Source organism: Candidatus Binataceae bacterium, assembly GCA_035294265.1.
Classification (GTDB): domain Bacteria; phylum Desulfobacterota; class Binatia; order Binatales; family Binataceae; genus DATGLK01.
The window spans coordinates 68,667-93,954 of record DATGLK010000025.1 but is presented as its reverse complement, the minus strand read 5'-3'; the positions used below and the strand labels follow the sequence as shown (position 1 = coordinate 93,954).

General features: G+C 60.8%; 18 protein-coding genes and 1 tRNA gene. 12 read left to right on the top strand and 7 right to left on the bottom strand.

Going from position 1 to position 25,288, the window contains the following annotated elements:
- Positions 1–81: 81 nt before the first annotated feature.
- The 3 genes from VKV28_04530 to VKV28_04520 are packed head-to-tail and all read right to left on the bottom strand — an operon-like array spanning position 82 to position 7,931.
- Entirely contained in the window at positions 82–4,365 is a 4,284-nt protein-coding gene (locus tag VKV28_04530; GenBank protein ID HLH76055.1) for a G8 domain-containing protein, read from the bottom strand.
- 36 nt (positions 4,366–4,401) lie between these two features.
- Positions 4,402–5,835: a hypothetical protein gene (locus VKV28_04525; protein HLH76054.1), complete on the bottom strand. Its 1,434-nt coding sequence runs from the start codon at positions 5,833–5,835 to the stop codon at positions 4,402–4,404.
- A gap of 53 nt (positions 5,836–5,888) precedes the next feature.
- Complete coding sequence (locus tag VKV28_04520; GenBank protein HLH76053.1) at positions 5,889–7,931, bottom strand: NHL repeat-containing protein; 2,043 nt, start codon at positions 7,929–7,931, stop codon at positions 5,889–5,891.
- Between the two features lie 422 nt (positions 7,932–8,353).
- Here VKV28_04520 and VKV28_04515 point away from each other — a divergent pair.
- A tRNA-Sec gene (locus VKV28_04515) sits at positions 8,354–8,449 on the top strand.
- 109 nt (positions 8,450–8,558) lie between these two features.
- Positions 8,559–9,104: a hypothetical protein gene (locus tag VKV28_04510; GenBank protein HLH76052.1), complete on the top strand. Its 546-nt coding sequence runs from the start codon at positions 8,559–8,561 to the stop codon at positions 9,102–9,104.
- A 299-nt stretch (positions 9,105–9,403) separates the two neighbouring features.
- On the opposite strand, the gene VKV28_04505 is transcribed toward VKV28_04510, so the two are convergent.
- Positions 9,404–10,054: a hypothetical protein gene (locus VKV28_04505; protein HLH76051.1), complete on the bottom strand. Its 651-nt coding sequence runs from the start codon at positions 10,052–10,054 to the stop codon at positions 9,404–9,406.
- Positions 10,055–11,434: 1,380 nt separating this feature from the next.
- Positions 11,435–11,674, bottom strand: coding sequence for a type II toxin-antitoxin system prevent-host-death family antitoxin (locus VKV28_04500; GenBank protein ID HLH76050.1), 240 nt, complete (start codon positions 11,672–11,674; stop codon positions 11,435–11,437).
- A 68-nt stretch (positions 11,675–11,742) separates the two neighbouring features.
- Between VKV28_04500 and VKV28_04495 the strand changes: the two genes are divergently transcribed.
- The 6 genes from VKV28_04495 to VKV28_04470 all read left to right on the top strand — a co-directional run bounded on the left by VKV28_04495 (position 11,743) and on the right by VKV28_04470 (position 18,300).
- On the top strand, positions 11,743–11,997 hold the full coding sequence (locus tag VKV28_04495; protein HLH76049.1) for a hypothetical protein: 255 nt from the start codon (positions 11,743–11,745) through the stop codon (positions 11,995–11,997).
- Between the two features lie 325 nt (positions 11,998–12,322).
- Positions 12,323–13,159 (top strand): hypothetical protein, encoded by an 837-nt coding sequence (locus VKV28_04490; GenBank protein ID HLH76048.1) that lies wholly within the window; start codon positions 12,323–12,325, stop codon positions 13,157–13,159.
- A 464-nt stretch (positions 13,160–13,623) separates the two neighbouring features.
- Positions 13,624–14,835: a hypothetical protein gene (locus tag VKV28_04485; GenBank protein HLH76047.1), complete on the top strand. Its 1,212-nt coding sequence runs from the start codon at positions 13,624–13,626 to the stop codon at positions 14,833–14,835.
- Between the two features lie 33 nt (positions 14,836–14,868).
- Positions 14,869–15,786: a hypothetical protein gene (locus tag VKV28_04480; GenBank protein ID HLH76046.1), complete on the top strand. Its 918-nt coding sequence runs from the start codon at positions 14,869–14,871 to the stop codon at positions 15,784–15,786.
- Between the two features lie 390 nt (positions 15,787–16,176).
- Positions 16,177–17,214, top strand: a complete 1,038-nt coding sequence (locus tag VKV28_04475; protein ID HLH76045.1) for an LLM class flavin-dependent oxidoreductase — start codon at positions 16,177–16,179, stop codon at positions 17,212–17,214.
- Positions 17,215–17,361: 147 nt separating this feature from the next.
- Positions 17,362–18,300, top strand: a complete 939-nt coding sequence (locus VKV28_04470; protein ID HLH76044.1) for a rhodanese-like domain-containing protein — start codon at positions 17,362–17,364, stop codon at positions 18,298–18,300.
- Positions 18,301–18,312: 12 nt separating this feature from the next.
- Here VKV28_04470 and VKV28_04465 read toward each other — a convergent pair whose 3' ends face one another.
- Both VKV28_04465 and VKV28_04460 read right to left on the bottom strand, forming a co-directional pair.
- Complete coding sequence (locus VKV28_04465; GenBank protein HLH76043.1) at positions 18,313–18,645, bottom strand: cytochrome c; 333 nt, start codon at positions 18,643–18,645, stop codon at positions 18,313–18,315.
- Between the two features lie 2 nt (positions 18,646–18,647).
- The gene (locus tag VKV28_04460; GenBank protein HLH76042.1) at positions 18,648–20,327 is read right to left on the bottom strand and encodes a PQQ-dependent dehydrogenase, methanol/ethanol family; all 1,680 of its coding nucleotides are present in this window, start codon (positions 20,325–20,327) and stop codon (positions 18,648–18,650) included.
- 205 nt (positions 20,328–20,532) lie between these two features.
- Here VKV28_04460 and VKV28_04455 point away from each other — a divergent pair, with 205 nt between their 5' ends.
- From VKV28_04455 to VKV28_04440, 4 genes are all read left to right on the top strand, one after another.
- Positions 20,533–21,627, top strand: coding sequence for an LLM class flavin-dependent oxidoreductase (locus VKV28_04455; GenBank protein ID HLH76041.1), 1,095 nt, complete (start codon positions 20,533–20,535; stop codon positions 21,625–21,627).
- 62 nt (positions 21,628–21,689) lie between these two features.
- Positions 21,690–22,922 (top strand): MFS transporter, encoded by a 1,233-nt coding sequence (locus VKV28_04450; protein HLH76040.1) that lies wholly within the window; start codon positions 21,690–21,692, stop codon positions 22,920–22,922.
- Between the two features lie 82 nt (positions 22,923–23,004).
- Positions 23,005–24,273: a hypothetical protein gene (locus VKV28_04445; GenBank protein ID HLH76039.1), complete on the top strand. Its 1,269-nt coding sequence runs from the start codon at positions 23,005–23,007 to the stop codon at positions 24,271–24,273.
- A complete protein-coding gene (locus VKV28_04440; GenBank protein HLH76038.1) occupies positions 24,274–25,173 on the top strand; it encodes a hypothetical protein in 900 nt (299 codons plus the stop codon).
- Positions 25,174–25,288 lie beyond the last annotated feature (115 nt).

The following is a 25,288-nucleotide window of genomic DNA, read 5'->3' as shown; positions in this document are numbered from 1 at the left end:
CATCCAGCGGCTGATCTAGAAGCGGGCTCCGAATAGTTAGTTCGGAGCCCGCCCCCAATGCGCGGTCTCAAGCAAACCAGGTCAGGGCTGGTTGATGTTGCAGGCAGGCTGCTGCGAGGCGGTGTAGTGAGGATAAAGCGGATTGCCGTTGCCCAGCGAGCTGGTACGGCACAGCGCGCTGCTGGGGTTGCCCGAAAGCGCCAGATGATAATCCATCGGCGCCGCCGTCTGGGCATAGGTCGGATAGGGCGTGCAGGTCGAAGCCGCGGGAACGTAATTGGGGTCGGTCAGCGTGACCTTGTATTGCACGCAACCTTCCGCAGGGCAGACATAGTAGGAATCGAACCCTCCCGCCTTGTCGGGACAGAAGGCTGGTTCATCTGGATTGTTCGGGAAGCAGTTGCCTAGCGGCGACTCGCCTATTGCGTTGGGCTCGGTCTGCGCGACATAAAAATACAGCATGCCGGCGGTTGGGTCGTAGTAGTAAACGCTGGGATTGAGGCACATCGCCGCCCCTGCGCTGTTAAGCTGACAGGCCGTTCCCGCCGGGCATCCCCCGTTGTTGGTCGAACAGGTCTGATTGGGAGCGGGAGAAAGCAGGGCACCGATGCTGCTGGCGCTGGTCAGGGTGGTAGTCGGATTGATGCAGACCAAAGAGCCGGTTTTGTCGGTCTGGCAGGTGGTGCCACTGGGGCATCCCCCGTTGTTGGTTGAACACGAGCTGCCTGGAGCCAGGCTGACGCCCACCGACGGACACAGCGTTTCATCCAGCCTGTTCTGGTTGGTCAGATTCCAGCAATAGCCATTACCTGGAGTGGTATTGTCACCAAACAGGTTGCCATCGAGCTGATTATAGTACTGGCGCAACGGCAAGTTGTTTTCGACCACGCCGCCGCCACCCCAGGACTGATAACCACGGGTGATGGCGAAAGAACTGGCCGCCGTTGGATGATAATTGTTGGTACCGGTGTAGCAGATACCGACTCGAACGTAGAATGGATTAATGCTGCTGATGTCGGGTTTGGCGACATCAACCAGGCCAATTTGGGAGATCGCAGGAATCCCGGTCGCGGCGGTGATGGTATAGCCGAAGCCGCTGGCGACCTTGGGTTCCCAGATGCCCTGTCCGTTACGCCCGGTCAACGTCATCGAGCTGTGATAGGGCTGCGGCTCGGAAGTCAGGAAATCGACATCGTCGCGAGTGAAGGTGACCGGCTGCGACAGGTAGGCCTGCTCCTGGAACTCCAGAGAGCCGATCTCCGCCGGCGACATGTTGGCGGTGGCGATCCCTTCCAGGCTGCTGTTCAGGCCGCCGGTGGCATGGCATTCGTCCACGGAACCGATACTGGAATTGCTGCAAATTCCCGCCGCCGCGTAGCCCGTGGCATTAAAGGCCAGGTTGTTAAGCGAAATGGGAAAGTAATGGGTGGCCTGAGCGTTGCTGGCATTGGCCAAGGTCAGCCCGGTCAGGGTGCCGTCGATATCGTAAATGGCAGTGTTCTTGTCGCCGTCGCCGAAGGAGCCGGTATTAACCGCCTGCGTGAATACCTGGTGGCGCAGGTCGACCCCGGTAAAGCTGAGATTTCGGGAGGCGGTCAACACCGGGTAGGCGCTGGGATTGGCCGAGGTAAACCAGCCCAAGGCGGCGTCGCCTTCATAGGTCCCGCCGGGAATGTTGCTGGCCTTCGCCAGAAAATCAGAATCCCAGGTATCCAGCAAATTTGCCAGGCCGCCGGTAGTCGAGGTTGGAGCAACGCGAAAATTGACGAAGCGATCGTGGAAGATAAGCGCCGGACCATCGTAGATCATGTAGCCGAGCATGTCGTATCCGGCCAGCGGCAGGGGATAACCTAGATTGATATAGTCGGCACCGCTGGGGAGTTGGCCCACCTGCGCAGCGGTCTGGTCCAAGCATCCCCAGGCGCCGCCACCGACCTGGGCAAGGGCCGGGGCAATGACAGAATTGTAGCAACTGGGGTTGCCGAATCGGTCGACGTTGTTTTGGCTGATCCCGACCACGACCGAGTCGGCCAGATAGGAGTATTCGCCGGGATAGTTGCCATCGGGTCCTCCCGAAGTCACCAGCGACAACGCGATTCGATCGGTCGCGACACGGGCATCGCGCACCAAGTAGAACGAGGGGCGTAGCCAGATGCCGCGATTACGCATCCGGGTCAGCGTAATACCGTCGACGATATTCATCACCGTCTGATGGGTCGCGTCGTGAAGTCCGCCCTGATAGCCGAAAGGTTGCAGCGAAATAGTTCGTTCGCCCTCGCTGTAAATTCCCGACTCGCAGCCGTGGCCGCGGTTATTGATCAGCTCGCCATGAAGTTGACCGGTATAGCGGGCCCCAATGGGTAGGAACTGGCTACTCGCGGCGGGCGCCAGCCAGTAGGCTTTGCCGGTACCCTGGCAACCGGCGATCGAATTGCCGGTTAACTTAGCGGATAGGTTGGTGATCCAAAAGCCGCTGGCCGGCTCGTAGTAAATCGCATTGGGCATCGGACAGGTGAACTTGGGATTGTTCTGCCACGGATCGAGAAACCAGATGGGCGGATTTGGCGCGACGCTACCGGGCGGGGGGTTGTTCAGAGAGCCGTTATACAGCGTTCCCTTGCCGGTGGTTAATGAATCGTAGACCTGGCAGACGCCGTGACTGGGATTCTGGATGTTGTCGGTATTGGCAATCTTGAAACCGTTGTAGGCAATAGTTCCCCGAGGAACGACCATGTTGTCGCCGTTCCACCAATAACTGTCGATCAGTTGCTGACTGTTGTCGTCGTTGTTGGCACTAGCGCCGTTGTTGACCGCGAAATTGTTGCTCATCGCGCCGATGCCAAGATTGTTGGTAAAGCTGATGTTCTCTTCGGTGCTCCACTCCTCGTAAAAAATGTGCCCGACGATGCGTGCGCAGACGATGTTGCTGACCGCGGCGTTGCTGGTCATGTGCACGGTGACGCACTTGTTGTAGCTGTGATCGACGCTATCGGCGTCCAGCAACAGGTCCTTGCCCGCCAAATTGCCGTCCATATGCAGATGGAGCGGGTAACTGCCCAGATGCTCCTTGCCGAACTTCTGCAATTCCACTCCCTGAAAGCGAACCGAAGTGAAATTGGCCAGCACCCTGACCTCGCCGCCCCAATGGGCATTGCTAGCAGGGACCGAGTCGGCGTCGGAAGTGAGCACGATATTGCGACTTATCAGGCCGACCTCGGCGCGCTCGTCCACGCCATAGTTAATAGTGGCGTCGCCAGCGTAGCTTTTGGGCCCGGGCGTCTTGCAGTTGACATCGGGGGTTGAACCGCAATCGTTGGCATACGGATTGGGACCGCCGAAATGGTAATACTGCAAGCCTGGTGAAACCGTAACCACGGTAGACCATGGCTCGGACGCGGTGGGAGCATGCGCGGTCAAACCTGTGATCTTGACAAATTCGCTCTCGAAGGGGCTGAAGCTGGTCGTGGCCACGACAATCCAGTCGCCCACCTGCCATCCGCCGTTGCTCAAGGCACCGCCTTGCACGTCGTTAGCCAGATAAAGTGTGTTGGGACCGGTAGCTGGAGTTCCTGCTGCGTTGATCGGCACGGCCACTTTGGCCGCCGAAGAATACTTGACCGGTCCGGCCGGTTGCGCCAGATAGGTCCAACTGATCCCGCCGCGGCTGGGCACTCCCTTGATCCCGTACATCTGAACCGCGCCACCGGAATTAACCACGATCCCCTTGCTGTGGCAGCTTTCCTTGTCGGTGGCCGCCGTGTCGCTGGCCGGGCAGTCGCTGGGCCGAGCGCCGGTAAAGGTGATGGTCAGGTTGTCGCGGCTGTTCGTAGTACCTATCGGGCACTTGGCGGTACCCACCAGCAGGCTGCCGCCGCTATTAATATTGATACCCGTGGTAGTCAGATTGGCCGGAATTTGTACGTCCTGGTCACGCACCACCAAAGCTGCGCCCGAGTTGAGCGTAATCTGCCCCACCACCGTAGAGTCGCCGACCTCGGCACCCTTGGGGCAGTTGGTCGAAGGCAGAATAACGTCATTTTTGTTGGCACCGGTGCCACCGACGCGACAATTCTCGACCTTGGGCAAAGTCAAGGACTGGCAGTCGGGATCGACCGAGGCTGAGGAATCGGTGCCGCTAGACGAGGAAGAAGGCGAGCTACCCTGGGTGGTACCGGTGTCGCCGGAAGATGACAGTCCGGGAGAATTGCTACTGGAAGCCAGCGTAGGGGCGCTGCCCGAGGAGCCCCCGCTGCAAGCTGCCAACGCGCATGACAAAATCAAGAGGGCGATTGCGCGCACGGGCAAAAGCTCGGTTGCTCGAGTGTATAGCCGGTTGGAGCGGCCAGTGAGTGTAAGCATCGTCATGGTTCGTTCCTTGTAGTGATCCCGATCGCGCATTTGCTATTGGACGGAGGGCAGCGGAAAGAACTTCACCCCCGCCCCATTGTCGCAACTGAAAGTGGTGCTGGTCGTCCCTGCGCATTGGCCCGTGGGCAGCGCCGTGCTGAGCGCGGTGGGGCTGTTTTGAAAGGCAGCCAGATCGATTTGGACCAGAAAATTACCCTGTTCTTCCAGGATATAGCCGAAGTTGTGGCAGCTATCGATGACCGTGGCGTAGGGATAAGTGGCGGCGATGAAGTTGTTGCCCAAGGGATCCTGAGGGAGCGAGGAGTTAATCCCACTGACCATCGCGGCGGTTAGCTGGCTGGCCGGCTTGGAGGGCAGAGTGAGCAGCGCGACGGCGTTGCTCAGGCTGCCGCTGATCAGCGCCTGATGGGTCAGTGCATTGATGCTGGTGCCCGCCATGTTGCTGCCACTCTGAGTATTGAAATTGACCGAGTTTGGCGGCGTACCGCCCTCATTGAGCAGACAGTTGGGCGGTGTGGTGAAGGATGAGCCGGTGAGATTGACCACCGATGCGCTGGGGGAATCCAGATTGCCGACCACCCAGATGTTGGTGGTCGGATCGACCGCGATCGCGTCGGGATTGGCGTTAAGCCCGACGATATTGTCGTCGGCAAAGCTACACGCGATGGGAGTCGCCGGATTGATGCCGATGAGATTGGGCGAGAGCGCTTGGGTGGATCCCAAGGCCAGAGCACCAGGTCCGTCGTAGGCGAAACCGTCCAATATATCGCCGGTTACCAACAGCGGTCCGAACTGGGCTTTGGCCAGATTGAACAGCGCCGTTCCGGTACAGCCACCGCTGGCGGCGGTGCAATCCGCTATCGAGTCACTCATCGAGACCATCGCGGTTCCGGTCTTGGTGTCGTACACCACGCCATCGGTGGCGCGCGGCCGGCTTCCGGTGGGAAAGGAATAGCTGGTTAGAGCCCCGCTACTTTCGTTGAGCAATTGCAAATTACCGGTATTAAGCCCGTTGTCGGAGGTTATTAGTACTTCGCCATCGATCGGGTCGGCGGCAGCGGTACGCGGCAGATAGCCGTCAATTCCCAAGTTGATCGTACCGATGCGCGGATCTTTTTGAGCCGGATCCACGCTCAAATCCAGTTCCGCGACTTCCCCGCCTGTGGCAGTTAAAAATGGCATCGGTATGTAGGCACGCTGGGTGGTGCAATCGACCGCGAAAACGCTGGCGTTGGTGGCGGCCTGCGGAACCGGAGTCGGTGTTGGCGAGGCGGTGGGGGCGACGGTGGGGGTTGGGCTAGCGCTGGGAGTGGGCGAGGGCGAAGAAGCGCTGCTCCCGCCGCATCCGGAGAGCATCAGCCATATTCCCGCCAGGGCCATCCAACTGGCGCGGCTGGCACCGATGCGTGAGGTTATCGATCGAAGATCACTTAACGCGAACTCGCGATGTTTACCGTGGCTATTCATGCTCGGCCTCGAATCGAACTGCGCTTCAGCTCCGGTCTAGGTATGGCGCTGGATTAATGGGTCAGGCCCACCGCGATGGCGGAGACCTTGGCCAGATTGGTCAGTGGTCCACCGATGACCGCGGTGGGGGGACTATCGCCGCTGAGCCCGGCGTCAAAAACCAGGATGGCGGAGCCTAGGTTGGCCACTGCGCTGTCGGCAACGTAGAAATTGCCGCTGCTGTCCAGCGCCACCCCCACCGGATTGACCAGCAGGCTGCTGCCGCCACCGATAAACAAGCTGGGCGCGACGTTGCCCGAGGAGCCCGAGGCAAAGCCCAATAGATTGGCGCCGTTGGTGTTGGCAACGTACAGCGTACCGTCTTTGCCCAAAGCTAGTCCCTGAGGCCCGTTCAGCCCTGTACTGGCCCCACTGATAGTGGTCGTTGGCGGCACGTCGCCGGTGCTGCCCGAGGCAAAGATCGCCAGCGAATTGCCCAGCAAATTGCTGACATAGATGTTGCCGGCGTTATCGACGACCAAACCCGAGGGCACATCCAAGGTAGTACTGCCGCCGATGATTTGAGTGCTCGGAGCTACGTCGCCACTGCTGTTGGCGGGAAAGGTCAGTACACTGCCGGTGGAGGTCGCTGAAAAATTGGCGGCGTAGATAGTATCGGCCTGGTCCAGGGCCAACGCCGGGACCTGGCTCAGAGTTGTGTTGGCACCGGCGACCGTGGCGATCGGAGCTATGTCGCCTTCGCTGCCGGCGGCAAATTCGCTCACGGTGCCATTCAACCCGCTGACGAAAATATCGCCGCTCGCGTCGGTGGAAATCCCCGATACCGCTACCAGTTTGCTGTTAACCGAGCCGATCAGCGCGCTGGGTGCGATGTTGCCTTGAGAGCCAGCCGGGTAGCTTGCGATCGAGGCCGCCATCTGATCGCCAACATAGATGTTGCCGGTACTATCAAGGGCGACCGCTTCAGGTTCGAAGATAGCCGTGTTGCTTCCGCCGATGATCTTGCTGGGGGCGACATTGCCGCTGGCGCCAGGCGCAAAGATCAGGATTTGCGGCGGATTGGCCGACACTTGCGGCGAGACGGTGGGTGCCACGTAGAGATTGCCGGAGGCATCGACCGCCAGCGCGTTGCTGGTGGCCAAAAGCGTGTTGCTGCCGCTGATAACCGTGGTTGGTGCAATGTTACCGTTGGGCGTAGCGTTGTTGCTGGGGGCGAACTCAAGGATGCTTGGCGTGCCCGAACCGGCTCCGTTGGCCACATAGATGACACCGTTTTGGTCCACCGCGATACCACCGGGATTACTCAGCGTGGTGAGCGGGCCCGAAATGGTAGCCATGGGAACGTCGTTACCGATCGCCGAAGAGCTGTACACCGTCACGCTATTGGCGGTGGCGTTAGCCACGTAAATATTGCCGAAGACGTCGGTTGCGATGCCATCGGGACTGCTCAGCCCCGTGTTGCTGCCCCTGACCCGAGCGATAGGCGCAATATCATTATCGCCGGTCAGGCCCAGTCCCAGTGGGTATTCGTTCAGACTATTGGCTGTCCTATTGGCTACCCAAAAAACTCCGGCACCCAGGCTGGTGGCTAGTCCCGAGGGTTGGCTGAGGTCCGTATTGGCACCGATGATTCGGGTCAGCGGCGCGCCGGCGCCCTGACTGCCCAGCGGGTAAAGCGTGACGCTGTTGTTGCAGGAATTGGCGACATAGATGTTGTTGCTGCTGACCCCGATTCCAGCTGGGCCGGCAACTTGCGCGCCGCTGCCGATCACCGCCTCGGGCGGAACATTACCGCTGTCGGTGAGCGCGAACAGCTTGACGTTGGCGGCGCAGTTATCAGCCACGAACAGCGCCAGCGGAGCGATGGTCGGGGTCGGGCTGGGGGTTGGCGAGGGCGCCGGGGTTGGAGTCGGGGATGCCGTTGCAGTGGCGCTTGCCGTAGGCGAGATGGTCGCGGTGGGCGTCGCGGTGAGTGTCGCGGTCGGGGTTGGGCTCGATCCTCCGCCACTGCTGCTGCAACCGGCAATCAAAGCCAGGAGCAGCGAGCCACCGAGCTCCAAAATAGATAGGTGACGCTGTCGGAGATCTCGCTTCATATATCGCCATTCACCGCTAATTTCGTCCAAATAGACGATTTGTATCTTGTCTTCCTACGTTATCTTTAAACAGCACAAGTTCGCCTAACAAAACACAATCTATAAAATTAAATCCTCAAACATCAAAATTCGACAAAGCATAACAAATTATAGAACTATTGCAATCGCAATCACACAAATCTAACTCTTTGAGCCCCAAGCTGCAAAAAGTGATCTGCGATGGACTGTTGTAAATGCGTCTGAAGATTGCACGCTTGCGACGGAGGGTTTGATTGAGGGAAGGCTTGACATGCGGGGCCGGCAGTCATACGAACCTAAGGTTGTTTGCTCGGCGCCGCGCGACCGGTGCAGATCGATGAGAATCGCGAAAATTTCGAGTCGGCTAGGGCTGGAAAACGCCCCGGCGCGTGCGGCAGTGCGTTGGAGGAGGAAGGGGCCCGGTGGCCTCACCGGTCTTCAAAACCGGCCTGGCGGCTAATATAGTCGCCGGAGGGTTCGACTCCCTCCCCCCTCCGCCAACCCCCGAAAAGTTCTTCCAGACTAAGCGTAATTCAGCCTGTGCTGGGATAGCGCATTTGCGGCAAAGCGAAAGTTGGGCGATCCTTGCATTTTTCCCACAATTGAGTCATGGCCACTTTCCGCCGCAACCGCTCCGGCCACTGGGAAGCGGCCGTGCGCAGGCGTAACCACCGGCCACAATACGCGACCTGCGACACCAAGGCTGACGCCGAAGCATGGGCAGCCTCGATTGAAGGCGACATGGCGCGAGGTCGCTTTGTTTCCGGCGCCGAGGCGGAGAAGACCTCGCTGGCCGAAGCATTGGATCGGTATGAGCGGGAGGTGAGCGCCAAGAAGCGGGGGTATCCCAGGAGCGGTATCGGATTGCATGGTTCCGACGCCATCCGATGGCGCAGCGCTCGCTGGCGTCGATTCGCTCCAAGGACATTGCGGACTACATTGGCGAGCGCGAGCGGGTCGGGGTCTCGGCCCAAACCATCAGGCCCGAGCATCCTGACCGGAATCGACGCCCGCGAGAGCGTCGATAAATCCGCCGAAGAACGTAAAGCCGACGAGCTGTTCCCGAACTGGGCGACCTTGGTGATGATTTCACGGCTCCGTTACAGCCGGAAATCAAGCCGGAGCCGCGAAACTTGCCGGATTATGCCCGTTTAAGAAAACCGGCTCGGAACGGCTGGCAGCGCTCCCGGAGCGGGTTCGTGATTCCGGCTGCGAGCGCCGCCTGACCCGGGTCGAAAATGAAGCCCCTTCGCGGGCTATCTGCCTTACAGGCTCGCTTCCCCAATTTCGGCGAGGAAGCGAGCCCGACGCATATCTCAAACATCGCGTCACCTGTAAACCCGCCGTGCCTTAAGCGTGATAGTCGCGAGCTTCATCAGTCAGGCCGCGAGGTCCCGCTCTTGTCAGGCCGCGTAACTATTCTCCTCCCTTTTGCGGGCGCCCCGGTCGCTTTACTAAGGAGCAGTGGTGACGGTCGCGACCGTTAGCGGCAGACCGGCAGTGGCGCCGCCGGCTCCGCTTGCATTCGCCGCAGTGACGCTGATGGTCGAGCTAACCGTGGTCGAGGCCGGGCTGCTGCCCGAACTGCCTTGGCAGCCGACTTGGCTCAGCGCCAAGGCCATTACCAGCGCTGCTATACCAATAAGCCGCCGCCGTTCGACCCGCGATGCCATCAGCATCAGTCCGAGTATCAGCAGCGCGACGAAGAACGGTACCCAGTCGGCCGTCGAGCCGAGCGTGCTCCCGCCCGTCGGCACCATACCGGCCATGGCGTAGCCTATGCTCATCATCGCCGTCGTCGGATGAGCCGCCACGGTCGCGCTGGCCGAGAAGCTCACCGAGGCGCCCACCGCCAGGACAATCGGTGGCGTGAAAACGAAGGTGTCGGCGCTCTGCGGCGGTGAGGCAACCTCCGACGCAGCTTGGCCGTTGGCGCTCAGCGCCAGGGACGAAAAAACACCCGGATTGCTTATGGCCAGGGTTACCGAGCTGACGCTCTCCGAAGCGCCGGTGTCGTTAACGGCGCTGAACGAGGCGCTTACCTGCTGCCCCGGACTCGCGCTGATACTCGCGCCTGGCGCCGAGAAGCGGGTAACGGCCTGCACCGGTGTTGGCGATGCGGTCGGGCGAGGCCCGCGGCGATGACGAACCTGGTCTTCCCAGCTTCCAAAGATTCAAAACGCGGCCCAGACCTTGGGACAAGTCTCCCCGTCGTGCTGCCCCGACCTTACCCTGCCCCACCGTACCAACCGCCCAACCAACTACTCGGCGAGAATGCGAAGCTCGCGCGAGATACGCAAGATCTTCCTTTTTGATTTCCAGATCTTGCGTACGCCGGCGATCCTGCTCTTCCCATCGATCCAGCGGACCGTTGACCGCTCATCCGCGGGGTTGATACAAAGTCCCGAGTCCTACGCGGAGGTGCGGTCATGCGGAAAAACAGACATAACGGTCCCGAGCGGTTTTGAGGTCACAAGCAAACGCCGCAAAGGTTACCCTTCCGAGACCAGGGTCAAGCGGGGCGAGCGGCTCGTACACGGCGACAAACCGCTGATCGAGAAGCTCGGCCGCAACGACTTGTGTCCTTGCGGCTCCGGCCAGCGCTTTCAAGCGATGTTGCCTCGGCAGCGGCCGCTATGACGGCGCCCTCCGGCAATACTTCTTTTAGGGAATGAAACAGTTTGGTTCTCCGCCGCGGGCGTGGTCACGCATAATCCCCGATGCCCGCGGCGATCCTCCTTTGGCCGCGCTTGGGGCACGCCCTTCTCTGGCTCTCAAGAGACGATTGGAAAATTTCCCCGCTCGTTAAACGGGGGCATTCTTCACCAGCGGCAGAGCCTGCGCCACCCGCTGAGCGAAATGACACCATTATTGGGCGCGGCGGCATCTCTCAGCCTGCCACCTTGCCCGACTAGGACCACCTCTCCCGACAGGGGCAGGTTAGACTTAACGATTGTAGGTAGCGTCTCTCGCGGCCCGCCGCGGGGTTGCGAGAAGATCTCAAAAAGGATCAGGAACAGGATGCCCATGACGAGCCAGATGATCAATTCTTGCATTCGCGTTGGCATTACTCGGCCGCCTGCAAGCACCCGAATCTTTACCGAGCCGAGTTGAAGAACGGACCCAATCCCCACGGGCGTCGGGCCGGAAATCCTTTTGTCGTTCACAAAAGTTCCGGTTGTCGAACCCAAATCCACGATTTCGATCGTGCTCCCGATGCGCCGAAGGAGAGCATGTTCCGGTGCGACCGACCGATCGCGCATCTTCACATCCGCAACTGATGAATTGCCTACTATGTATTGGCCCCGGACAAGATCTTCGACCCGGCAGCGCGACGGGACTAAGATAACCAATAGAGCCCAGGATTTGTGTATTATAGCCATGGCCATCGCGTATGCGCCCCGAGCCCGCCGCACCCGAAAGTCTTCATGGTTGGCAACCCCGCAGCTCTCTGTTCCGCCACGGCCCAGAGCAGGGCGTGGGTGTCAACGAGCAGAGACATTGCCGGGACCCTCAAACCCGGCGAGCGTCTCCTGCGGCAGCGGTGCGTCGAAATCCGCCGGGACGGAGAATCGCCCGGCCAGCGGCGCAAGCCGCCGGCGCTTGCGCTCTTTGCGGATCGGCGCCAACCGTGCCACCGGGTTTCCGGCTTTGGCGATGATCACCTCTTTACCCTCGCTGACCTCCTCAATCAGCCGGGAGGGTCCGGTCCTGGCCTGATATATTTGATTGTCGGAGAAATTACCAGTGGCGCAACCAAAGGTAGAATAGCAAAAAACATGTCAGAGCCAGAATGCCCAAAAATGCAATCGGCCTTCTGGTTACCAATGCAACGGCCGTTCCCATTGCCATTAGCAAAAACAGGCTTGAAATCTGTAACGCGCTGGATCTGGGAGTGGAACGGGCGCCGCTGGCACTGGACGTTCAGTGGCTGCCAGCTATCGAGAACCGAGGCGAGGGAATCTTCCTGCAATTTGGCAAGGATGCGGTCGAAGCCTGGATGATATCGCCCGCGCTTTCACCGACAGCTCGCTGGATTCCGAAATAGTCCGTCGGTTTGCCGAGGAATTTGGTGCGCGCCATTGGCCATGGCCGAATGCCCCGGAGATTTACTATGACCCGCGCTCCCTTTCCCGCGATGTCGCCCAGCGTTCCAGCCTGCACGCCAAGTGCGTAATCGCGGCTTCCTCCGCGGCGCTGATCACGTCGGCCAACTTCACGGAAGCCGCCTGGCTGCGCAACATCGAAGTCGGCGTTCTGCTCCGCCACGAACCCACGGTCCGCCGCCTCGCCGCCTACTACGACGGCATCATTGCCACCGGCAGTCTGTCCCGATGCAGTCTGCCTCAAAGTCTACCAACGGGGGATTCATAATGACCGCAACATCGTCAGTAAAAGCGCCGGCGAGCGGCGACGGTGGCCAGGCGCGGCTAGAATGGAAGGAAGTAAAGACCTCGGGCAACGACGCGCTGGCGGTGCGAGCGTCAAAAAAGCTCAAAAGCGACGAATTACTTATCACCAGTTGGGCCGGGGCGGTGCTCCGGCTGGAACTGGACCGTGTGCCGCTGTGGCGCGGTAATCATGTCGCCGTTAAACAACTGGCCGATGACTTTTCGCGTTATTTGTATCTGCCTCGTTTGCGGGACAGCGAGGTGCTCGCACAGGCGATCGCGGACGGACTTACCCTGACCTCATGGACGCAGGATTCTTTTGCGTATGCGGATGGCTGGGATGAACAAAGCCAGCGCTATCGAGGCCTTCAGATCGGCCGCCGAATCCAGGTGAGCCTTGACGGTGGCGGCCTACTGGTAAAGCCGGCAGTGGCGCAAGCTCAGTTTGCCGCCGACCAGGATGAGCAGAATAAGCGGACCACGGGCAATGGCGGTAGTGAGTCGAAGGAGGAGGGGTTCAAGGGGGCCCGCAACGGAGAGGCCGAAACCAGCACCGGCAAGACCATCCCGCCCGAGCCTCCCAAGGCACGCCGGTTCCACGGGTCGGTCACGCTCAATCCGGTACGGCTGGGACGCGACGCCGCCGATATTGCAAACGAAATCGTTCAGCACTTGCTGAAGCAGCCCGGGGCCCGAGTGGAAGTAACGCTCGAAATTCAGGCCGAGATTCCTACCGGTGCAACCGAGGACCTGACGCGAACCGTGAGCGAGAATTGCCGCACTCTGAAATTCCGCAACTTCGACTTCGAGGAAGAATAATCGACGCTACGAGGGCAGCACCGTGGATGACCGCTCGGAGCGAGTCGGTCGCAACCGGTTGCCGGGCGCAGCTCTCCAATCGCCGAATTGGCGCGCCTGGTCGAGCATCGCCGGCTTCCGTACCGCCATCCTCTTAATATCCCGAAAGTGCGGCGAGCAGCTAAAGCTCAATTTCCGACCTGTCAAGGATATATAGCAATCATTTTCCTACAATTGGCGGCATCTAGCTAGTGAGACGGACAGCTTGCGACACAACACGACATTTCCCGCAATTTTACCACACCCAAATCCTGCCGCCGTGTCGTGGCGGGTCGCCCCAGGTCGCGATCAAACCAATTGAGGCTGGCACCGATGCTCAGCCAGGGCTTGCGGAAAAATAGGTCAAGAACGTTTGACAAGCGGGCTTGGCTGAAATAATGCAACTTCCCAGCAAGCATCATAAGCGGGTCCGCACGGAGGAACCCATGAACCAAGTACGTGGCAAGACGTCTTTGGTCTTCCTGGCTCTCGTGATGTCGTGCGTTACCCTCGTCGCGAGCGGTGACGTAGGCGCCGCCCCCACCCATGCGGACCACGCTCGCGCCTCGCAGTTCAACCTCGATGCGGTCTTCGCTCAGGCCGGTGGAGGGTCCATCGCACCCTGCCGCATGATTTACGATCCCTACCCAACCTTCGCTCAGATGGCAGTGGATCCGAAAAATAATCTGGTAGTGATCGCCGACAACAGTTCGGCCAGCCTGCTGGTTTACGACCGGAACAAGACGGCTGCCAATCAAGCCGGCGTCACACCCTATCTGGCGCGGCTCAAGGGCGAAGCCACGCATGTCGATTCACCCATTGGGGTGGCGCTGGATCCGGAAACGCGCCGAATTTTCTTCAGCGACAACGATATCGCCGAAACGCTGGGCAGCTTTCCTTACGGCGCCAACGGCGACTATCCCGCCAGCACGCTGGCGATTCCGGTGGGCGGCTCGGGGCTGGGCTTGAGTTTGCGACTGCGTCAGAAGGCGCTGGCCGAAGAAGACCTCGGCATCATCATGATTTTTCGCCTGGACGCCACTGGCGGCGAACCGCCCTTGCGCGAAATCCGCGGTCCGCATACCGGGATTGCCGATCCGCGCGGTCTTTACTGGGATGACGTCAACCACGAGATCGTAATCGCCAACGACGGAAACTGGAACCCTGGCTATTGGAACGCCGATTATACCGGCGGCGGCCATTTCTTTCCTCCCTCGATCGCCGTCTTCGACGACGGGGTCAAGGGCGACGCGCGCCCCAAGCGAGTGATCCAGGGGCCTCAAACCCAGCTCAATTGGCCCTTTCAAGTCGCGGTGGATCCCGTTCATAACGAGATCGCGGTGGCCAATTTGGGCGCCGACTCGGTGTTGATCTTCAAGCGTACAGCTACGGGCGACATGGCGCCGATCCGAGTGCTGCGAGGACCCCATACCGGCATCGAGACCCCGACCGGGGTGGCCTTCGACTTGATGCACGACGAATTATGGGTTGCCAACTATGGGCATCAGGCGATGGCCTTTGCCCGGACCGCCAACGGGGACGCCTCGCCGACGCGGATTATTCGCAGCGCCCCGGCGGGTAGCCCGGTGGTGGGCGTCAGCCTGCCCTTTAACCTCACTTACGACCCCGGCCGCGACGAGTTGCTGGTCAAAAATTGAAACACCGACTCCCGTATCGGGATTTTCGCCAGGATGGCGAGCGGCGCGGCACGACCCCTTCGGGTGATCCACGGACAGAAGACCAAACTGACCAAGACCGGCCACGGTATCGGTTACTCATCGGCACGCGATGAGATTTTTGCCAGCTCGGCCTCGGCTGGCGCGGTTACGGTATATCGGGGAGACGCCGACGGCGACGTCGCCCCAATTCGCATCATTCAGGGGCCAAAGACGCGGTTAGTTGCACCTTGGGCGTTGGTGGTGGACGACCCCCATCGCGAGATCTCGCTGCTTGACAACACCACTCATACGCTTTCGACCTTCGCCATTGATGCCAAAGGAAACGTTGCGCCTTTGCGGGTGTTGGGCGGGCCGCACACGCTGCTGGGGACGGCAAGCTCCAGATACAGCGGGGCCTTCGGCTTGGGCAATGACCCAGCGCATAACTTGCTCGTGGCCTCCACCCATACCCACGGCCTTGTCCCCGGCTGGCCCTACGGCGGTTTGCTGATCTTCGATCGCACGGCCCAGGGCGACACCGCGCCGCGGGCGATAATCGCCGGTCCTCACACCGGTATCAAGGATGCCGGCAATCTGGTAGTCGCGAACGGTAAAATTTTTGTCAACGTCAGCAACCGTGTCTGGATTCCCTCTTATGGCGCCGGCGCATTTGCCCCGCGCAAGGGTTGCGACGGCCCGCCGCCGGATATCCTGGTGGTGGGCAGTCAGGACGGCTACATCGGCGTATGGGGTCTAAATCAAAAGGGCGACGTGCCGCCGCTCTATACCATTCACGGGGTGACCGCCCGATATATCGATCTTGGCGGCATCAGTGTCGATCCCAAGGACGGAGAAGTGTTTATTACCGATGGCGGATACGACGGCGTGCTGAGCTATCTGGTCCCTAACTTCTTCGGTCCCGAGCCGATCTCGACGGTGAGCGAGCGGTAACTCCATTTCATGGCCTGACGATCTAGCGCTGCAAGCGCGATCGTCAGCGCAAGTTCACCGCAATGACGCGCCGGTGTGCGGTGGCTGCCAGCAGCAGTGTGCCGTCAGGTTACGGTCCCTTGCAAAGGTTATTGCTTCGCCGCTTTGAGACTCCAGCCACGCCACCTAGGGGGTCGCTTCCACTCGACGCTGCCGGCTTGCGCGCGCCCATTCGACCGTGATCAGAGTAGGCCGTGCCCACGCCCTCAACCTGCTCCCTGGCCAGAGCGAGCTAAGAGATGAGATAAACCCAGGGAATAGGGTGCGGAGGCTTTTCTTGGTGGCAGGGGCATAACCACCTGCAACATCTCGCGGCAAGTGAGGCAAGCCGGCGGTGAGGAGGATTGAGCCATGGCGGAGTACGGGCGAGAACTACAGTTCGCGCTGTTCAGTCATATCGAGCGCAGCAGCGGAAGCGCCGCTCTGAGCCAACTTTACGACGAACATCTGGAATTTCTCACGCGCGCCGAGCAAGCCGGCTTTTACGCTTTTCATCTGGCCGAACACCATTCCACGCCGCTTTCGATGACCCCCTCGCCCAGCTTGTTCTTGGCTGCCGCCTCGCAACGTACCCGACGGCTGCGGCTGGGCGCGATGGTCTATTTGCTCCCGTTCTACAACCCGCTGCGGTTGATCAACGAGATCTGCATGCTCGATCATCTGTGCGCCGGCCGCCTGGAGGTGGGTGTTGGGCGTGGCATCTCGCCCTTCGAGCACGCGCTGTTCGGCACCCCGGTACTGGAGAGCCGGGAGCTTTTCGCCGAGGCCTTCGAGGTGGTGCTCAAGGGGTTGACTCACCCGGTGCTGCACCATCGCGGCGAGTATTTTCGCTTCACGCAGGTGCCGTTGGAATTGCGCCCAATGCAAACCCCGCATCCGCCGCTGTGGTACGGGGGAATGGCGGAGCGCAACGCGCGTTTTGCCGCCGAGCAGGGAATGAACTTAGCCATGATCGGCCCCACCGCCTTGGCGCGGCAGGCAATCGCCGTATATCGCGAAGCCCTCGAGCAACCGAATCACGCAAAAGTTGGATCGGGGCCGCGCAAGGCGGCGATCATGCGGTTGATCTACGTCGCGCCTACCGATCGCGAGGCTGAGGAGATTGCCGCGGCGGCGCACAAAACCCACGTCGCCAACATTCAGAAGCTGTGGGTCCATTTCGGCGTCGATGACCGCCGCACTAATCACGATTATCCCACCGCGCGGCAAGCCGGTACGATTATCGCCGGCAGCCCGACGCAAGTAGCGAGTGAACTTGGCTCGCAACTCGAGCAATGCCGGGCCAACTATCTGATGTGCAACATGAAATTCGGCAGCCTCGATGCCTCCCAATCGCTGGCCTCGCTGGAGCTGTTCGCGACACGGGTGATGCCCGCGTTGCGCGTTTGAGGCTGACAACCGGGGCGCGCCTGGCAATTCTTCCACCGCGATTTTCGATTGCCGGGCCTGTGTTTTATCCGGTTGACTTGGCGCACACCTAATTGGCACCCTTCGCTGATGTCGCTCAAACGCTGGCTTAGCTTACAAACCGCCTGGATGCTGCTGCCGCTTTGGATACTTTTTTTGATCGGTTGCGGCTCCGATTCCGGCTTTACTTCCAGCCCATCCTCGCTGTCTTCCGCCTACGTGATAGCCGCCGAGCAACTGCCAGCGGCGCTCAGGCAACCCGGCATAGTGCTACTCTCGGCGCAAAGCGCGCTGGAAGTCTCCCAGCCTGGCTTCGTGAACAACGCGGTCGCGCTCGACGTCGATGCGATCACCGCCCTTGGCCAAACCCGCGGAGCCTTCACTAACTACAGCGGATGGGCCAGCCTGTTCGGCGCCCTTGGGATAACAGGCGCACAGGAGACCATCGTGTACGACGACGGCGAGATGAAGTTCGCCTCGCGGGCGCGCTTTCTGCTGGCCTATTTCGGAGTGCGCCAAACTTTTATCGTAAACGGCGGATACAACGCCCTACTGCCGCTCATCCAGCAGGGGCTGTTAACGACCACGCCACCGGCGACACCGAGGCCGGTCACCTTCAGCGTAAATATCCAAAACAACCCAATCCATCTGGTGTTCCAACAGGACGTGGCGGCGGCGCTTGGCAATCCCTCCGTCGCGCTAATCGATGTTCGCACGCCGGCCGAGTACGATGGCTGCCTGCTGCTGCCTGGGATCACCCGCGGCGGGCACATCCCTGAGGCGCGCAACCTGCCAGTGGCCGATCTACTGACGCCGCAACAGGATAACCCTCAACTGTCGTTCTTGGATTCGCCCCCCGAGCTACTGGCAATTTTCGACAACTTTGGACTGTACCCTAATCAGCAGATCATCGTTTATTGCCAGGACGGAGCGAAATCGTCTCTGGCCGCCACCGCTTTGATCGATGCCGGCTACAGCAACGTGTCGCTGTACTACCTGAGTTACCTCGACTGGCAGGAGAACCCCACCAATCCGGTGGAAAGCGTCAGCCCCTGCACAGGTTCGTGACCGCCCGCCGTATCAGGGATAGGCGTTGGCTCGGATATAGGCCCACAGCGCGTTTAGATCGTCATTGGTCAGGATTCCTTTCCAGGCCGGCATCGCATTCTTGCCATTGAGCACCGAATGGACGAAGCGCTGGTGCTCGTCGGCGCGCAGGCGGCGCAAATCGAAGGCTACGCCGGTGTTATTCTGCAACTCCGGACCATGGCAATTGACGCAGTAGGTCTCGTAAACCTGCTCGCCATTCTCGACCTGGGCCTTGTTAGCAGCTCCGTCGGCGGCCCAGACCAGTGTGGGCGCCAAGCCAAACACTAGCGCCATTACTACGATCGTCAGTCGTGTTTTGCCCATTTTCAATCGTCGAACAACTTGAAAGTCCAGAGCGTACCGCCGGGCGGAACGTGCCTCAGGTTCGCATCGGGAGTGTGCATCACGTACACCCCACCGATTCCGCTGGGTACAGTAACGTACTGCTTTCCCTTCAGCTCCCAGGTGATCGGCTGGCCGATAATTCCCGAGGGGGTTTGAAAGCTCCACAGGATCTTGCCGCTGGCCGCATCCACGGCAATAAATTGTCCGGTCAGTTCGCCAGTGAAGACCAAGCCCCCGGCGGTCACCAACGTACCCGACCAGTTGGGACTTTTGAACGGCGTCTGCCAGCGAGCTTTGCCTGTCATCGGCTCGATCGCCTTCAGGTAGCCGCGCGCGTTAGGATCGGGGAACACGGGATGGTACCGAATGCCAAACTCGGGCTGGTCAGGTTTGAAGCTGCGGATGGTGTCGCGGGGCAGCGGCTGATACTGCATGCCAATATTGAGCGTATTGACGTAAGCCAGTCCCGTCAGCGGGCTGTAGGACATGGGAAACCAGTTGGTGCCACCACTGATCGAGGGAAAGGTGGTGATCTGGGCGGTGCCGTCGATGACGGACTGGGTGGCTGCGCTCCACACCGGACGCCCGCTCTTCAGATCAACGCGATCGGCCCAAGTTACCTTGACGTATGGGTTGGCGGCCAACAATTTGCCGGTTCGACGATCCAGCACGTAAAAGAAGCCGTTGCGACTGGCCTGCATCACGACTTTGGTCGGTTTGCCATCGACCTTCAGATCCGCCAGCACCAGGGCGTTGACCCCGTCGTGATCGAAGGGATCGTTGGGCGAGGTCTGGTAGTACCAAACCATCTGCCCGGTTCGCGGCCGCAGCGCCATGATTGAATCGGTGTAGAGATCATCCCCTTTGCGCAGCAACGGGTTCCAGGGCGCGGGGTTACCGATTCCCCAGTACACAAGCCCCAGCTCGGGGTCATAGGAACCGGTGGTCCAACTGCTGCCGCCGCTGGCATGAGCGGCGTTATCGGGCCAACTATTGGCCCCGGGTTCGTCGGGCAGAGGGACGGTATAGTGGCGCCAGAGTCGCTTGCCGGTTTGCGCGTCGTAACCGTCAAGATAGCCGCGGATGCCGTACTCGGCCCCGGAGACCCCGACAATCACCACGCCGTCGGCAATCAGCGGCGCGCCGGTCATCACGATTCGATTGTCGGCGCTGCTGGAGGCCGCATTCCATAGCTCGCGCCCGCTGCGAGCATCCAGCGCGACCACGTGGCCGTCCTCAGTGGTGCGAAACAGCTTGCCCTGATAAAGCGCGGCGCCTCGATTGACAATCCCGCAACAAACCCGGCGGTTGGTCTCGGGGGGATAATTGACCGGGACTTTCCACAGCTCCCTGCCACTGAGCGCGCCAAGCGCCACCGTCTTGTCGGAGTCGGTCATATAGATCACTCCGCGGTAAACCAGCGGCTGCGCTTCCTCGCCGTAGTTGTTGGCCATGCTGTAGGACCAGGCGGGCACTAGCCGCTTGACGTTGGCGCGATTGATTTTTGTCAGTGGGCTGAAGCGCTGCTCGCTATAGCTCATGCCATAGGTAATTACCTGGCTGGGGTTGGCGGCCGCGTTGGTCAGATCACGCGCACTTTGCGCCAGCGCCGCGGCCGGAATCAAAACTCCCAGCAGTACTGCAATTAGGCTCGGTTTCATGACGTCTCTCCCGATCCGGCCGCGGGATTGCGGCGTACCACTGCGCCGCGGCTGAAAACATAGATTAATTGGCGGTTTATTCCAACCTTGGCCGCCCGGGCGCGGCTCTCGCAAAATCCCGGCATAGGACTATGATGACGGTGCCATTCACCGAGCACTTGACCGCGGGCAATTCGGCTGAACCGGGCCGAAAAGGAGCGCGCATATGGAGTTCGGCCACTTCTCCCATTGCTGGCACAAGTACGGCATGAGCGCCGGTCAGCGCTACGAGCTGTTGTGGCGCGAGCTGGCACTAGCGGACCGCAGCGGCTTCGATTATGGCTTCTCGGTCGAGCATCATTTCAACCCTATCGAAAGCCTGATGTCGCAACCCACCGTCTATTGCATGGGAGCGGGGTTCAATACCCGGCGGTTGCGGATAGGGCCGATGGGCTTTGTGGTTCCGCTCCACCATCCGATCCGGTTGCTGGAGGAGATCGCTACTTTGGATCAGGCCATCGGCGGGCGCCTGATCGTTGGCCTGGTCTCCGGTATTGTCCCCAGCCTGCTCACCACCTGGGGCGTTGACTTCGAGCTGCGCCGCGACGTGACCCTGGAGGCCCTGGAACTCATCGCAACCGCCTTTAAAACCCCCGACGGCGAACCCTTCAGCTTCAAAGGGGAATTTTTCGAGGTAAAAAACGTCCGTCTGGCGGTGCCGCCGGTGCAGCGACCTCATCCGCCGATCTGGCTGCAAAGCCGTGACCCGCGCACCCTGGAAGTGCTCGCCCAGCGCGGAATCGACACCGGCTATTTTTATTTCTTCCCGCGTGAGGAAGCAGCGCGGCGCTATCCCGAGTATCTGCGCCGATGGCGCGCGCAAGGCTGGACGCGCAAGCCGCGGATTTCCTATTTGACCCTGGTTTACGTCGATGAAACCGACCAGCGCGCCCGCGAGCGTGCGATGCCCAATGCGTTGGAAGCCTTGCGTAAATTTCTCGCCAATGGCGGCAACCCCGATGCGGCGCAGGCCAACATGAACAATATCGCCCGGCTATTCGAGCAACGCGGCGAGCCAGGCGGGGCGCAAATTATCCGCAACCTGCAGAATCCCGACTACCTGTTGGAAAACGATCTATATTTCATCGGCGCTCCCGATACCGTGGCCGCGCAAATCAAAGCCGCGGCCCGCGAGGGACTGTTCAACGTACTGTTGTGCGAGTTCAACTTCGGCTCGTTGGCGGAAGACGACGTGATGCGCTCGATAAAGCTGTTCGCCAGCGAAGTGATTCCGCACCTGCGCGGCTTCGAGCCGATCTAGCCGCGCCCAGCGGTGCGCCATCTCTGGGGAAGGTTTGGTGCGCTATGCATGGGGGATTGGGGATGAGCGAGGAAATCCGCCGGGGGTGGCCAGTAATCGCCGGATTGCTCCTTATCGAAAGCATGTTCTGGGCCTCGTGCACCGGAACCATGGAGGTCTTCTTTCATCCCTTAATCCGGGAGTTCGCCGCCAGCCACGAACAGGTCGCGCGGATCCCGACTGTCTTTTTGCTGATGGTCGCGCTGACCTCGCCGATCGCAGGATGGCTGTGCGACCGGGTCCGAATCCCCTGGCTGATGGCGGCAGGGGCGCTGCTCGCAGGCGGCGGCTTGCTGCTCGCCAGTCAAGCGCGCAGTTTAGGTGAGTTGATTGCGCTCTATTGCCTGATCGGAGTGGGCGCCGCCGCCGGCACCATGCTGCCCTCGATCGTGCTGGTCAGCGAATGGTTCGCCGAGCAGCGCGGCTTGGTTATCGGAATCGTGTTCAGCGGGCTGGCTCTGGGCCTGCTTTACAACCCTCCGCTCTTTTCTTTTCTCGCCCTGCGTTACGGCTGGCGCTGGTCGATCGCGCTGGTGGGCGTGCAGGTTCTAGTTTTCGGCCTGGGTATCGACTTGATCCTGCTGCGTCCGCCACCGAGCGCGCAACTGCGTGTGACCAAGGCGCGCACCAGCGAGCCGGGTCTGGAGCTGGGCGCCGCGATGCGCACCGCGGCTTTCTGGCTGCTGATATTGCTCAATTTCCTGTTCCTGGCGGTGATGGGCGCGGTTTACTTCCACGTCGTCCCCTATTTAATGAGCCTGGGATTCGGCGCTCAGCGCTCCGCCACCTTGCTGGGGCTGCAAAATCTATCGCTGCCCGCCGGACTTATCATCACCGGCTGGGCCGCCGACAGGTTCGATCCGAGGTGGGTGCTGATCGTCAACTGCTTGCTGCTGGGAGTAGCGGTAATGGGACTGATGGGCACCGCCGTGTATCCGCCCATCATGCTGGTATACATGCTGTTCTACGCTTCCACCCTCGGCGCCACCGGCCCCACTGTCCCGCTGATCATCATCCAGAGCCTGGGCATTCGCCGTCTGGGTACGATCAACGGCGCGACCAACTCCGCCGGACAACTGGGCGCCGCGGCCGCGGCCTGGTTGACCGGGCGGCTGGCTGACGCCACCGGCGGCTACATGCTGGCCTTCCAACTCGCGGTCGCCTACTGCCTGCTAGCCGCGCTGTGCACCTGGATGGTGCGCCCGGCCCAGGGACGCGACCAACTGCAACCCGCGCTGGCCTCGGCCGCGCCCTGACGACATTTTCGGATAGCCAACCCAGGGGTGGAAAGCGATAGACAGACTGCAAACGTCGCAAAGTGAAAGGGAGATAGGATCGATGAGCAAGCCCCGCTTGGCTGTAGCCTGTTCCCTGGCCGCGATCGGATACCTAGCGGTCACGATGTGCCACTTGCGCTGGAATGGTCTTGCCATGGGACAAACGGCGCCGGCCGCCGAGCAGCTCCAATTGGGCGCCAAGGTTCCCGCCATCCCACAGATCGCGGCGCCGGTGGAATCGGCCAAATTTCAAAAGATCGTCGATAGCATCCCCGGCGGTCCGATCCAGCCCTGCATGGAGTTGGCCGATCCCTATCCTGAGTTCAACAGCATCGCGATCGACCCCAAGAACGGCCTAGCGGTCTTAAGCGACACCAATCTCAAGAGCGCACTAGTCTATCCCCTCGGGGTCAAGGCCGATCCCGCCGATCGCATGCCCACGCGCTACCGCGCTTGGATCAAAGGGCCGGCGACCTGGCTATCGTTCGCGACTGGGGTGGGGATCGATCCGGTTCGGCACGAATTCTATGTCGCGGAAAACGACTATGGCGATGATATCGCGCGCTTTCCCTATACGGCCGAGGGTAACTACCCCGCCCAGGTACTGGCGATTCCGCACGGCGCCTATGGACTGGCGGTAAGCCAAAAGTATCGCCAACTCGCAATCTCGATCGAGCACACCCCGCAGATCATATTTTATCGGCTCGACGCCACCCAGGTCGATCCGCCGCTGCGCTCCATCCGCGGCGAACGCACCAAGCTGGCCGACCCCCACGGAATCTTCTGGGAGGAGAAGAACGGCGAGATCTATACAGTCAACCACGGCAACTGGAACCGCGGCAACTGGGACCCCGACGACAATCGCGGCGGCCGTTATTATCCGCCTTCGATCACGGTTTACGCCGACGACGCCAAGGGCAACGTCCCGCCACGACGGATGATCCAAGGCAACCTGACCCAGCTCAACTGGCCCAGCGCGATCGCGGTTGACAATCGTCACGACGAGATCTTCGTGGCCAACACGGTGGGCAATAATGTCCTGGTCTTCGCCCGTACCGGCGTGGGTAACGTCGCACCGATTCGAGTACTGGGCGGGGCGCGCAGTTTGATCGACCATCCGATGGGGGTAGCTTACGACCCCGCGCGCGACGAGCTGTGGGTGGCCAACTTCGGCCACACTGCGGAGATTTTCCCCCGCACCGCAACCGGTGACGTCTCCCCAAGCCGAGTTATTCGCAACGCCCCGGCGGACGCCGGCCATACCGACTTTGGCAATCCGATGGCGCTTGCCTACGATTCGCGGCGCGATGAAATCCTGGTGCCCAATTGAGTGACCGATCCGCGTATCGCGGCCTTTGCCCGGGTGGCAAGTGGAAATCTCAACGCAGCCCGCGCGATCGAAGGACAGCGCACCAAACTCACCCGCGTCGCTCATGGGATCGCCTACGATCCGATTCACGACCTGATCATCGCGGCCGAACCGCTGGCTGGCTCGTTGGTCTTCTTTCGCGGCGGAGCCAACGGCAACATCCCGCCGTTGCGGGTGATTCAAGGACCGCACACCGGAATTCATCAACCGCTGCAAGTGACGGTGGATCCGGTGCATAACGAAGTCTGGATCGCCGATTTCGGCGGCGCGCGGCTGGCCGCCTACCCACTGTTCGGCAACGGTGACGTGGCGCCCCTTCGCGTCATCTCCAGCGCCCGCACCGGCATGCGATTGCCGGCGGGAGTGGCGGTCGATCCGCAAACCAATCTGGTGATCGCGGCTGCCCGCGACGCGCATTATCACGGTGGGCTGTACATCTTCAAGCGCACCGACAACGGCGACGTCGCGCCGCTGCGCGTTATCAGCGGCCCAACCACGGGGCTATTGGGCGTTTGGCACGTGCAGGCCTGGCACGGCATCATTTACGCCACCGCGCTCAACTCCGCCTACCGGATGCCTTACGATCCGGGCGGCCATGCCCCGATGCCCGGATGCAAGGGGCCGATTTCGGAATTCGCACCCGGGCCGCTGGGCTTTATCGGGATCTGGAAGGAGACCGACAACGGGGACGTGGCGCCCCGCGGGATCATCCGCGGCGCCGATACCCAGATCATCGAACCGGGCGGATTGGCGCTCGATCCGCGCGACGGCGAGATTTTTGTCAGCTCCGGCCGCATCAACGGCATCACAGGCTACCTGACGCCACAATTCTTCGCGCCCTCGCTGTCGACACCGGATTAGCTCCGCGGCTTTTCGGTCACTCGCCGGCCGCCCGGCGAAATTGACAGAATCGCAAAGGCCGCTGGAGAAGCGTTCACCCACGGGGAGTAGTTCCCGCCGCGACGTCGTGCTGTCG